At 26.1% G+C, this 12,876-nt stretch carries 13 protein-coding genes; 6 read left to right on the plus strand and 7 right to left on the minus strand.

All coding sequences use genetic code 11. The features are described 5' to 3' along the window. Positions 1–66 precede the first annotated feature (66 nt). Positions 67–1,476 carry a tetratricopeptide repeat protein gene (locus GQX97_RS11775; RefSeq protein WP_232473341.1) on the plus strand — a complete coding sequence of 470 codons (1,410 nt, stop codon included), beginning with the start codon at positions 67–69 and terminating at the stop codon, positions 1,474–1,476. Positions 1,477–1,601: 125 nt separating this feature from the next. On the opposite strand, the gene GQX97_RS11780 is transcribed toward GQX97_RS11775, so the two are convergent. Continuing rightward, positions 1,602–2,123 carry a shikimate kinase gene (locus GQX97_RS11780; protein WP_157152189.1) on the minus strand — a complete coding sequence of 174 codons (522 nt, stop codon included), beginning with the start codon at positions 2,121–2,123 and terminating at the stop codon, positions 1,602–1,604. After that, positions 2,116–3,231, minus strand: coding sequence for a chorismate mutase (locus GQX97_RS11785; protein ID WP_157152127.1), 1,116 nt, complete (start codon positions 3,229–3,231; stop codon positions 2,116–2,118). Before GQX97_RS11785 ends, GQX97_RS11780 begins: the two co-directional genes overlap by 8 nt. Positions 3,232–3,481: 250 nt before the next feature. Between GQX97_RS11785 and GQX97_RS11790 the strand changes: the two genes are divergently transcribed. The 4 genes from GQX97_RS11790 (at position 3,482) to GQX97_RS11805 (ending at position 7,771) form a co-directional block, all read left to right on the plus strand. Then, a complete protein-coding gene (locus GQX97_RS11790; protein ID WP_157152128.1) occupies positions 3,482–4,198 on the plus strand; it encodes a DUF4241 domain-containing protein in 717 nt (238 codons plus the stop codon). Positions 4,199–4,262: 64 nt separating this feature from the next. Beyond that, on the plus strand, positions 4,263–5,780 hold the full coding sequence (locus tag GQX97_RS11795; protein ID WP_157152129.1) for a DUF5312 family protein: 1,518 nt from the start codon (positions 4,263–4,265) through the stop codon (positions 5,778–5,780). 23 nt (positions 5,781–5,803) lie between these two features. Further along, positions 5,804–6,796, plus strand: coding sequence for a lysylphosphatidylglycerol synthase transmembrane domain-containing protein (locus GQX97_RS11800; RefSeq protein WP_157152130.1), 993 nt, complete (start codon positions 5,804–5,806; stop codon positions 6,794–6,796). Between the two features lie 18 nt (positions 6,797–6,814). Next, positions 6,815–7,771: a glycosyltransferase family 8 protein gene (locus GQX97_RS11805; RefSeq protein ID WP_157152131.1), complete on the plus strand. Its 957-nt coding sequence runs from the start codon at positions 6,815–6,817 to the stop codon at positions 7,769–7,771. Positions 7,772–7,881: 110 nt separating this feature from the next. Here GQX97_RS11805 and GQX97_RS11810 read toward each other — a convergent pair whose 3' ends face one another. From GQX97_RS11810 to GQX97_RS11830, 5 genes are all read right to left on the minus strand, one after another. Next, complete coding sequence (locus GQX97_RS11810; protein ID WP_232473343.1) at positions 7,882–8,565, minus strand: HAD family phosphatase; 684 nt, start codon at positions 8,563–8,565, stop codon at positions 7,882–7,884. Positions 8,566–8,632: 67 nt separating this feature from the next. Next, the gene (locus GQX97_RS11815; RefSeq protein ID WP_157152132.1) at positions 8,633–9,022 is read right to left on the minus strand and encodes a PTS glucitol/sorbitol transporter subunit IIA; all 390 of its coding nucleotides are present in this window, start codon (positions 9,020–9,022) and stop codon (positions 8,633–8,635) included. Between the two features lie 16 nt (positions 9,023–9,038). Further along, positions 9,039–10,055, minus strand: coding sequence for a Gfo/Idh/MocA family protein (locus GQX97_RS11820; protein ID WP_157152133.1), 1,017 nt, complete (start codon positions 10,053–10,055; stop codon positions 9,039–9,041). A 29-nt stretch (positions 10,056–10,084) separates the two neighbouring features. Further along, positions 10,085–11,080 (minus strand): PTS glucitol/sorbitol transporter subunit IIB, encoded by a 996-nt coding sequence (locus GQX97_RS11825; protein WP_157152134.1) that lies wholly within the window; start codon positions 11,078–11,080, stop codon positions 10,085–10,087. 25 nt (positions 11,081–11,105) lie between these two features. Continuing rightward, entirely contained in the window at positions 11,106–11,651 is a 546-nt protein-coding gene (locus GQX97_RS11830) for a PTS glucitol/sorbitol transporter subunit IIC (protein ID WP_157152135.1), read from the minus strand. Between the two features lie 171 nt (positions 11,652–11,822). Here GQX97_RS11830 and GQX97_RS11835 point away from each other — a divergent pair, with 171 nt between their 5' ends. Next, complete coding sequence (locus GQX97_RS11835; RefSeq protein WP_157152136.1) at positions 11,823–12,791, plus strand: substrate-binding domain-containing protein; 969 nt, start codon at positions 11,823–11,825, stop codon at positions 12,789–12,791. The last annotated feature ends 85 nt before the right edge of the window (positions 12,792–12,876 follow it).

The raw sequence follows: 12,876 nt of genomic DNA on the forward strand, positions 1-12,876 counted from the left end.
ATTATTATGGTATTAAATTTTTTTCTATACTATAATGATTTCAATAAATTTATATTAGGAAATTTTATGTTAGTTGTTAATGATTCTAGTAGGGATTCAGAATATTATTTTGATAAGGCAAATATTTTTTCTCTTGAAGGAAAATATAAAGAAGCCATAGTATATTATAATAAGGCTATAGAGTTAGACCATAATTATACTGATGCTTATAACGGCAGAGGAAAAGCTAGAAATTATTTAGGTAAATATGTAGAAGCTATTAAAGATTTTAATAAAGTGATAGAGTTAGACCATAATTATAGTGATGCTTATAATGACAGAGGATTTGCTAAAATTTATTTATATGAACATGAAGAAGCTATTAAAGATTTTAATAAAGCTATAGAGTTAGACCCTAATTATAGTGATGCTTATAATAACAGAGGATTTGCTAAAGATTGTTTAGATCAACATGAAGAAGCTATTAAAGATTATGATAAAGCTATAGAATTAAACCCTAATGATAGTGCCGCTTATAATAACAAAGGATTTACTAAATATTATTTAGGTCAATATAAAGAAGCTATTAAAGACTATGATAAAGCTATAGAATTAAACCCTAATTATAGTGATGCTTACAATAGCAGAGGAAATGCTAAAAAAAAATTAGGTAAATATGAAGAAGCTATTAAAGATTTTAATAAAGTGATAGAGTTAGACCATAATTATACTGATGCTTATTATAATAGAGGACTCGCTAAAGATAATTTAGGTCAATATGAAGAAGCTATTAAAGATTTTAATAAAGTAATAGAATTAACCCCTAATTATACTAATGCTTATTATGACCGAGGAAATGCTAAAAAAAATTTAGGTCAATATAAAGAAGCTATTAAAGACTATGATAAGGCTATAGAGATGTACCCTATTTATAGTGATGCTTATTATAATAGAGGACTCGCTAAAGATAATTTAGGTCAATATGAAGAAGCTATTAAAGACTATGACAAGGCTATAGAGTTAAACCCTAATGATAGTGATACTTATTATAACAGAGGACTTGCTAAATATTATTTAGATCAATATAAAGAAGCTATTAAAGATTATGACAAAAGTATAGAATTGGCCCCTAATTATAGTGATGCTTATTATAATAGAGGACTCGCTAAAGATAATCTAAGTCAATATGAAGAAGCTATTAAAGACTATGATAAAGCGATAGAGTTAAACCCTAATGATAGTGATACTTATTATAACAGAGGAAGTGTTAAAGATAATCTAGGTCAATATGAAGAAGCTATTAAAGATTATGATAAGGCTATAGAATTAGACCCTAATGATAGTTATGCTTATAATAACAGAGGAGTATCTAAAGAAAATTTAGGAGAGTACAATGAAGCTTTAAAAGATTATAAAAAGGCTTTGGAATTAGACCCTAACTATGATACTGCTAGAGAAAATATAAAAGAGATTCAAGATAAATATGGCTTGAAATAAAATTAAGAATTTCATTGTTGTGCCTACTTTGTAACTACATACTTAAGAATACATTTAATTTTTATTATACTCTCAATCATAAAATAATTTTTATACTTTTACTACGCTAAAATATAATACAAAAATCAAATATGCGAACCTACACATTCATAAAATTTTCTAAAAGTTTCTTTTATATCATTATCCCAAGTGTTATGATTAAAAATTACTGTTGCACATTCTCTATATAAAGCATCTCTTTTTTTTGACAATTCAATTAGTTTATTTTTATCTTGCACTAATAATGGACGTTCTGATACATTTATATTATTTACTATAAGCTCGGCGTGTCTGTCAATAAAAATAACTATGCCTTTCTCCCTCATCAAAACTCTGTTTCTTTCTTTTAATATAGCTCCACCGCCAGTAGATATAACAGCATTTTTTATATTAGATAACTCTTCAAGTACATCACTTTCTACTTCTCTAAAATATTCTTCTCCGCTATCTTCAAATATCTTATTTATAGTTTTTTTCTCTCTATCCTCTATAACCTTATCCATATCAAAAAAACTATAATTAATATGTTCAGCTAAAAGTTTTGATAAATCACTTTTTCCGCTTCCGGGAAGTCCAATAACAAATACAGTCTTTTCTGAATTATTCATCATAAACTCCAAGCACTATAAAATTCTCTACACTTCTTCTAAACTCTTCAAAAACATTCTTAGCCTCATCGCTTTCAAAATCTCCAACCATATCAATATAAAAATAATACTGCCACTTTCTCTCAACATGCGGACGGCTTACTATAGATGTTAAATTAAATATTTTTAATTTATCTAAAACATTAGAAAGCGAACCATTTTCATGCGGAAGTAAAAATCTCATAGTCATCTTATTACCAGAACTCAAAGCATTGTCATAATTACTTACAACTATAAACCTTGTGGTATTGCCTTTAATGTTTTCAATATTCTCTTTTAAGATGTTTAAATTATAAATCTTATATGCATTTTTATTTGATATAGAAGCTAAAGAATCATCACCACTGTTTGATACAAAAAAAGCAGCTTCTGCAGTGTTCGTAGAGAAAATCTCTTCGTAATTATTCTCTTTTATAAAATTAGAACATTGCTTCAATGCCTGATGATGTGATATTACCTTTTTTATATTACCTATATTAGTATTCTTATTTGCCATAAGTGCATATTCTATTGTAAGATAAACTTCCCCCACTATTTTGCAATTATAATCAGCAAGTATATCAAGCACCTCATTAACCATTCCTGTAGAAGAATTCTCAAGCGGCAAAACTCCATAATAGCTCTCAGAACTTCTTATACTCTCAAGAACTTCTTCAAAACTCTTTTTCTTTATCAATTTAGCCTCATCGCCAAAAAACTTTTTAGCAGCCTCATATCCGTTTCCGCCCTCTCTTCCTTGATAGGCTATAACAGAATCATATTTTATTTTTTTATTATTGTTATTTTCTTTAGTGTCGTTATCAGCAATCAAATGCTTTTGAATCTGCTTTGATGTGTACATTATATCATTATAAATAGTAGTAATTAAATTAGATAATTCCTTGTTTTCAAGAAGATTTATTTTACTTGCTATAACTTCTTTCTCTCTCTTAGGGTCAAATATTGGAGCATTATTCTTTTTCTTAATCTCTCCAACCTTCACACTCACTTTCATTCTCTCATCTATTAACCTTACAATATTTCTATCTATTTCATCAATTTTTTTTCTTAAATCCTTTAACTCTTCCATTATTTTACCCTTATAAAATTATTAATAATATATAATAATATCCTTACTATTAATGATAATTATTATACAAAATGACTAAAAATTGTAAAGTGTATAATATCATATTTTAATTTTCTTTACATTATAATTAAATTTGTTGACTTTTTTAGTCATTACTATAAAATAAAATGCAGCTATATTTTAATATATCTACAAATTTCATTTATTGTATAATTGTATATAGGATTATTTTATTTTTATAGAGGATACTATGCAAGTTTCTAAAGAGTGGCTTGAAAAATATTCTAAAATAAAAAATATACTAAAAGCACAAGATAATTTAGAAGAAGCATTTACAAAAAAAGAAATAAATAACGCAAAATTAGATATATTAGACTTAGGTGAAGTTAATATAGAAAGCGGAAAAGTTGTTGTATGTGATCCTTTAGCTTATTTAGATAAAGAGTCTTTATCCTTTATACAAGAAATTAAACCAAATAAATATAAGGTTTTAGTTGGTGTTTTAGAAGATGAAGAGATATATGCTATTGTAAAACTTCAAATATCAGACAAAGCCCCTAAATATTATGATTTGGCATTAACTGGCGTAGAAGAGTTGGAACATGTAGAAGAGGGTGATTTTTTTGGTTTTCCTGTGGATGCTGGTATGGCTTGTATATGTGATTATAATGCTCTTAATGATTTTACAAAGTTTGAAGATAAATTAATAGAATCAAAAGGAGATGATTATAATATATATGATGATTTATTTGCAGGTCTATTAAAAGATAATGCGAAAAAATACCCTAAACATCAAAGTGAATATGGTGATTGGCTTAATTTTAATATACCAGAGAGTAAATATAATATAGTTTTGTTTCAAAGCGGATATGGCGATGGTTTTTATCCTTCATATTTTGGTTATGATGATAATGATGAAATTTGTGGTTTATATATTGTTTTTATAGACTTATTTGCTGATGATTAATAGTTTTATAAAATCTTATAATAAATATTTTGTTTAATAGAACATTAGGAGTATGTAAAATAATATGAACGTTTTAGATTATATAAAATACAATTTTTTTAATATAAGAACTCCAAGCTTGGTAGAAAAGGTTCGTTTACAGGAATATGCTGCTAGAATACAAAATAATAAATATCATTTTGTAGATTTAAAAACAGGTGCTTTAACAGATACTCTTGCTAAGTTTGTATTTGATATGTATAAAGTAATTGGTCCATTATTACATTCTTTAAAAGAAGAGTTTATTATTAAAGACGGTAAGCAATTTTCATATTATTTAATAGAAGTATCATTTAATGAAGAAATAAAAAACTTATATCTCACGCTCAACAAAGAATATATGACAGAAAAACTAAATAGCGGAGAAAAGATCAATGATGTATTTAATGATGTAAAAAATAATTTTAGTAAGTTTAAAAAATTCATAAGCAGCGATAATGGAAGAGAAATAAATCTAACATTTAATTTGCTTAAAGATTTTGCTACAATATCAAATTTCGATTTCTTTTTGTTTTTAAGGGCTTTCTGTCCTTCTTTTGTAGACGGAGCATATAATTCTAACCCAACATTTAAAAGTACATCAAATGTTCAAGTAGTAGATGATTTAATAAGATTAGATGAGGCTGTAAAAAGCATAGTAATAAGAAAAGAGTTGGCAAGTGCTTTAAAAATATTTCAAAAATACATAGGTGTACCAGAAATACCTGAAAATAATATAAAAACTTTTTTAGCTAGAGTAAAATATTTACAAACACCAAATTTATTGAGTGATATCATTATTTACTTATTAAAAGATTTTACATATAAATCTCCATCAAACTCATCTAATGTAAATATTTTTGTAAACTATATTACAGATTGTACAAATAATCTCAAAAAAGATATGAATGAAATAGTTTCCGAAATAAAAGCTAATAAAATCACAACTATGAGAGAGAAAACTTTCAGCGGAATTGAAATAATGAAGATGAGTAATATTAATGATGATAAAAATGAGCTTTTAGAAAAATATGAATGCCTTACTTTTACTTGTATAGAGCCTTTAGAATATATAAAAACTTTTGTTGTAGAGATATTTGATATAAAATATAAAGCTCCTTTAAATGATATGTTTTTGGGGGTTGATTTTGTTAACAAAGAGAGAAACTCTATGGGGCTTGATGCTTTCTATACTTTAAACGATTCTAATACAGAAATTGTTAATTTTGATGCCCAATTAAGCCCAGAATCTGAAAACTTCAAAAGATTTAAAGGCTGGACTATCACAAAAAATAAAGCTCTAACTAGCAGAGAATTAATAGAAGCTATGGTAAAAAAATTGGATGAAGAAGGAAATAAAATTATTATTAATGCTTATAATTCTGTACTAGATTTAACAAGCATAGTAAAGAATGTTATAGAAGACTATAATAATGGCAGTAAAAATGAAATCCTTAATGCTAATAAAATACCTAGCCTAGAAAGATTTAATTTAAATGTAGCTAAAGAAATGCTTGATGATTTTGAAAACTTTATATCACTATTAAAAAACTTTGTAAGGTAATAATAAATATTTAGAGAGTTCGTATGTATAAAAAATATAAAACAGCTATTAACATTACTATAGGTATTATTATAAGTATTATTTGTTTATACTTTGCTTTTAGAGGCATTGATATAAAGGGTTCTATTGAAGTAGTAAAAAATATTAATGTAGTATATTTTATTATATCTTTAATACTAAGTGTAGTAATAATTGCTTTAAGAGGCTTAAGATGGGAATGCTTTATACCTTTAAAGAAGCCTATAAAAAAGAGAACTATAGTAATGGCAACCTATATTGGATATATGGCAAATAATATACTTCCGGCTAAACTTGGGGAGGTTGCTCGTGCTTATATATTAGGAGTTAAAGAAGATGTAAGCAAGTCTGCTTTAATAGCTTCTGTTATTACAGAGAGACTATTTGATGTTATTACTGGAGGAGTTATACTTACTCTTTCTGTAGCTTTTATTCCAAATTTGCCTAAAACTGTTACTTATGCTGCTGTTGCTTTATTTGTTGTGTCAATTGTTGGTTTTTTAGTATTAATGTTTTTAGTGTGGCAAAAAGAGTTTGCTCATAAAGTTTTTCACAAAGTATTTGGAATACTGCCTCAAAAAATTGGCTCAAAACTAATAGAGTTCTCATGCAATTTTATAGATGGTATAGGTTTTAAAAATGACCCTAAACATATATTTTTAATATTTTTCTATACAATTTTTTATCTTATAGGACAAATATTTACAATAGGCTTTTTATTAGAAGCTTTTAATATAAAAGCATCCCCAATTATAGCATTATTTGTATTTGCTATTGGCGGTTTTGGTTTTGCTGTACCTTCTGCCCCTTCTGGAATAGGACCTTTTGAATGGGCTATTATTTTTGGACTTTCATTAATAGGTGTAGAAAAAACTGTGGCTGCTCCTTATGCTTTGGTTTATCATATGATGGGTATTGTACCTATTACTATAATTGGTTTTATATTCCTATTTATTATGGGAGTTAACCTAAAAGAAGCTACATCACAGAAACAATAATTCATTTAAAGGTTTAATATGAAAGAATATAATATATGTTTAGCATCAGATGATAGATTTGTACCGTATATGGAAGCATTGATTGTTTCTATATTAAAAACTTCTTTAGACGATGAAAAATTTGCTTTTCATGTGATAACATTACATATATCAGATGATAATAAATTAAGATTAGATTATTTAAAAAAAATAAAAAAATTTGATATTTATTATTATAAGCCTGTAAATATAGATAAATATAACAAATGGTTTCAAGAAAAAACAGATAGAAAATGGTCTGTTGAAATATTTTTCAAATTAGACATACCAATTTTATTATCTCATTTAGATAAAGTATTATTTTTAGATTGTGATATGATAGTACTCGATAGTCTAAAAGAACTGTTTGAAACAGATTTGAATAATTTTTATGTTGGTGCAGTTGAAGATATATATTTTAATAATTCACATTTAAAAAAAATAGGGTTAGATATATCTCATAAATATTTTAATGTTGGATTATTATTAATTAATATAAAAGAATTTAATGCTAATAATTTATATGACAAAATAGATTCATACGTTAATAATTCTAAAAAATTATATTTTCCTGAACAAGATATATTAAATTATGTATTTTATGGAAAAATTAAATATTTTGATTATAAATATAATTTCACTTCGGCAATAGCTAAAAAACATAAAAATATAGAAAATGTTATAATTCCACATTTTACTTTAGTTAAACCTTTATATCATAATACACCTATAGTTAAAAATAGATTCTATTATGCATTTTGGAAATATTTTGTAGAAACTAAAAGTTTTAAAGATGAAAGCCTAAAATATGCTACTATATTAATTGATCAAAATGATCCTAAAATAGCAGGACATAATAAGCTTATAGATAAATTATCTTGGTGGATACCTTTCAGAGAAATGAGAAATAATTTTAAAATTAAATATAAAAGAGACATAAAAGAAAAATTCGAATAAATAAAAAATTATATTTTCCTGAACAAGATGTATTGAATTATATGTTTTGCAGTAAAATTAAATATAAAAAAGAGATAAAATATTTTCAATAATTATCATATATTAACAAATTAATTTTCTTTTAAAAATTTAATAACTTCTAATAAGTTATTAAATTTTTTATATGATAATTCTCTCTCCTCACTTTCAGTTAAATGAAACATGTCTGGAATATAAAATCTCTTTTCTATTCCTGCACTTTTTGCAGCAATTAATCCATTTTTAGAATCTTCAAGTATAATAACATTATTTCTATCTTCTACATCAAAATATTCACATACTTTATTATATAAATCTGGAGCAGGTTTAGGATTTATTACTTCATCTCCAGATAATACATAATCAAATTTGTCATATATATTTAACATATTCAAAAACCTATTTACCCTAGATCTAATACTTGAACTTGCAATTGCTTTTTTAATATTCAAAGATGATAAATAATCTAGTATTTCATAAGCACCTTTTTTTACATTTAACCCATCAGATTTTATTATATTATCAATCTCATTTCTTTGTTCTTTTATTATATCGGTATAAGTTTTATATTTAAATATTTTCTCTACATATTTAGATGAGTATACTGCATTAGAGCCTATTATGTTTTTAAAAAAATCATTTTCATTAGAATCTTTATCAAAAATAATATTATTGTTTTTAAATACTCTTTTCCAAGCATTTATACTTACACTCTCAGAATCTATAACAAGTCCATCCATATCAAATATAATTAATTCAATTTTATTTACCATCATTATCTAATATATTGAACTATCTCATAATAATATAATTAATTATTATGAGATAGTTTTTTAACAATATTTATTTAGTTTTTATAGTTATATAACTTCCTATATTAGGAAACACCTTAGGCATTCCATTAAGTAATATAGAACCGGGTAATATATCCTCTGAATTTGATGGATCATTAAAATCCTGAAATCGTAAAGTCATATGTGTTAATGATTTTAGTGTATTATTTGCTTCACATCCTACTTCTAATATCTCAAAATCCTGATCATTAAAAGACAATACCATTCCTTTTTCAATATCATTTTCTACTGCTTCAGACTCTACTATTATACTATATGATCTTAAGTCATTGTCATTAACTTTACCATATATTATAAATAACTTATCTTCATCAAAAAAAGAAAGGGCATTTTCACCTATGTAATTTACTTTTAGTTTAATAATCTCATTATAATCCATTATAATTTATTTTCCTTCAATTAATTTCCACAACTTTATTAGTATCAATAGATTCATGTACAGCAGTTGCTATTTTTGTAGCCTGTAATCCATCATATGCATCAGCAATAAACGGCTTATTATATACTATAGATTTTGCAAAATCAAATATAGGTTCAATTCCAAATCCAGAAGCAAGACCCTCTCTATAAGTTATAAAATAAGAATTAGGTGTAGAACATTTCTCTGGAGAGAATATCTCTACGCCCCTATTCTGTGAATCTACTCTTATAAATCTGTTTTCACACAAAATAGAAGCCCTACCATCATTAGATTTAGGAAAAGAATTAGGAAGAACCCAACAATTATCTACAGTCCAAGTAGAATTATCATCCATTATTAGCATAGCCTGAACACTATCATAACAATCTATGCCTTTAGATTTCAAAACTCCCTTTTGTCCATATGCAAATACAGCTTTAACTTCTCTACCAGTAATAAATCTAATAGAATCATAACAATGCACTCCTAAAAAATGGGCAGGTGAACTTAATTTAGACCATTTAAGCCAGTTAATAGGTACATCTATTATATCATCCATGCTCATATATCCTCTTATAACTTTTCCAGAGTCATTCTTTTCTAATTCTAGTTTAACACTTATAGTAGCAGGGTCCCATCTTTTGTGAAAATCTACAGCAACTCTCACATTTTTTTCTTTAGCTAAATTAATTAAATCCTCAGCCTCTTGTACATTTATTGTAATTGGTTTTTCTATTAATACATGTACCCCTTTCTCTATAGCCTTTTTAGCAGGTTCATAATGAAATGGATCTGGGGTAGCTATAGAGATAATATCTGGTTTTTCAATATCTATTAATTCTTCCAAATCAATATATGGTTTTATATTATATTCATTTGCTCTTTTTTTACATAATTCTTCATTCAAATCACATATTGAAGTTAATTGAGTATATTCACAATTTTTATAAGCATTAAGATGATGCGAGCCAAAAATTCCTCCACCAACTACAGCCGCTTTCAATTTTTGCATAATCGTCTCCTTTTTATAATTGTTTCAACTTAAAATAAACCTATACTAAATATATATCCTATTATTACAGCTAAAGGTCCAGTAATCTGTCTTGATAAAAGAAAAGCAGGAGTTCCTATCTCTATAGTTTCAGGTTCAGCTCTTTGCATAGATAATCCTACAGGTACAAAATCAGCTCCTACTTGTACATTTATTGCAAATAAAGCAGGTATTGCAAAAGAAGGACTTATTATACCAGCAGCAATATTTGTTCCTATTAATATTCCTACTACTTGAGCTACAGCAGCTCCTGGTCCTAAAATAGGAGAAAGGAAAGGTAATCCACATATTATAGCAAGTATTAACAATCCCCATAAAGTACCAGATAAAGGTGAAAGAGCATTAGCAATAATATTTCCTAAAGAAGTCTTTTGTATAAATGCTATAAAAATAGATACAAATGCCATAAAAGGTATTATTCTAGTTATACAAACATCTATAGCCTCTTTTCCTGATTGATAAAATAAAGATATTACCTTACCAACATTAACCCCAATTTTTGTTACAACTCCAAAAAATCCTTTATCAAAATTGTAAGTAGTATTAGTTTTTTTAGTAGTATCTTCAGTAGTGTTGCTTTTATGTGTATTGCCGTTTATTTCTACAACTTCAGCATCACATTCAGATATAGTTTGCTCACTTACATCTGAAACATAAATATCTTCTAAAATATATTTTGCTAAAGGTCCAGATTTTCCAACAGGAGTAACATTAATAGTAGGTACTCTTTTTTGAGGATATACTCCGCATCTCAAAGTTCCTCCACAATTTATAACAACACATGCAATGTCTTCATCTTTTATAGCTCTAACCATACCATCAACAGCTTCTATGCCAAGCATATCAGCAATTCTTTTTGCTACAGGGTCAACTCCTCCTCCTGTTATAGAAACTACTTTTTTAATATCTTTTTCATTATCTTTTACTTCTATTACTAATGGACCGCCCCATCCATTTTTTCCTTTTTTTATACAAATAGCACTCATTTTTCTCTCCTTTTTTAATTTTTAATTAATTAATCTGTTTTTCAATAGCCATGCGTTTCTTTCTTTGCAAATAAAGAAAAATAAATTCTGTCACATATCCTCTAATTAATCCTACAAGTATTCCAGCTAATAAATATCTAATAGCCAAATTATGTATTGGCAATCCTAAAGCCTCAACACCATTAGCTATTCCAAGCCATATAAATAATTCAGCAGGAACAACATGAGGAAATAAAGATGTTAAAGGATGTGCTGTTGCTCCTAAAGCATCTTCAAATCCAGGTTTTGCTTTCTCTGGTAAAAATCTACCAATAGTTAAAGCACCAGGAGAACTTAGGAAAAACCAAGCTAATGAAGGTAAAATACCATAAGTTAAAAATCTGGATTTTGCTAATATTTTAGAAAATTTTTCTATCTTATCTTCACCTACTATTTTCACAATAAAGTTAATTAATGTAAGCATTATAATTAATGCCGGTATTGAACCCTTCACCATATCTAAAAATGTTGTTCCTGCTGCATTTGTAAAGTCAATAAAACTTTGAGCAGACGTTGTAAATATGTTACCCATATAAATTCCTCCCAACATTTGTTTCATTTTGAAACAAATATTTACTATTTTTTAATATTTTTGAAACAATATATGATATAGTATATAAACAAAATGTTTGATGTCAAATTATTTTCTTATTTTTAATTATGACCATTGATTTTTTTTAGATTTTTTATAATATGTTACATTATGACTATAAGAGAAATTTCATTAAAAACTGGATTATCACCTGCTACTATATCTAGGGCATTAAAAAAGCCACATTTAGTAAAGAATCATACTAAAGAATTGATTATGAATGTGATTAATCAGAATGACAGATATTTAAAAGTTTTAAATATATTAGTACCTGATGTCTCTATTTTTCCAGCAAGTGATATTATAAATCACATTATGAATTATTTATATGATGAAGATATTCAAGTTATATTATATTCTTCCAAAAATGATTTAAATATTGAGAGAAAAATTATTAATAGAATTAACAATTATAATCAAAAAGATAGTGTATTATTTTGGTTTCCTATAGCTTCGAAAAGAGATGAAAATTTTACTATACCTATGATACCTACTATTGTATTATATCATGGTTTTTATCTGCCAAATTTTAATCCTAATATTTTAAGTATAAATTTTGATAAAATTGTGGAGATGACTTCAAATTTGTTATATAAAGGTGGGGCAAAAAGACTATTAATATTAATAGACCATGCTGAAAATTCAATACTGGGTAATAAAATTAAAAATTTATATAACTCATATATATTATCATATTGCAATTTACTAAAAAATGTAGACTTCTTATTTTTTGAAGACAACAACTGGGAAAATGTTTTTCATTTACTAAATAAAAATTATGAAAATACTTTTCCATTCGATTCTATTATTTCTTTATCATCTTCTATAGCATACGGCGTTGTAACTTTTTTAAAAACTAAAAAACTTTCTATTCCATATGATGTATCTATAATCACATTTGGATATGATTTAGGTTTTGAACTTATGGAACAACCTATAAGTATGATATATCCAGATACACAAAAAGCCGCTGAACATATTATATATATGGCAGCCCAATTAATTGAAAATGACAATTTTAATGATTCAATCAGTTTAAATTTACAATCCTCTCTTTTAGGATCAGAAAGAAAATATTAAGTATTACTTTATTTATATAAAAATAGATAATATAATTGACAAGTTTTATATAAATGTTATAATTTGGTACAATAAAAATATATTT

The organism is Brachyspira sp. SAP_772 (assembly GCF_009755885.1).
Taxonomy (GTDB): domain Bacteria; phylum Spirochaetota; class Brachyspiria; order Brachyspirales; family Brachyspiraceae; genus Brachyspira.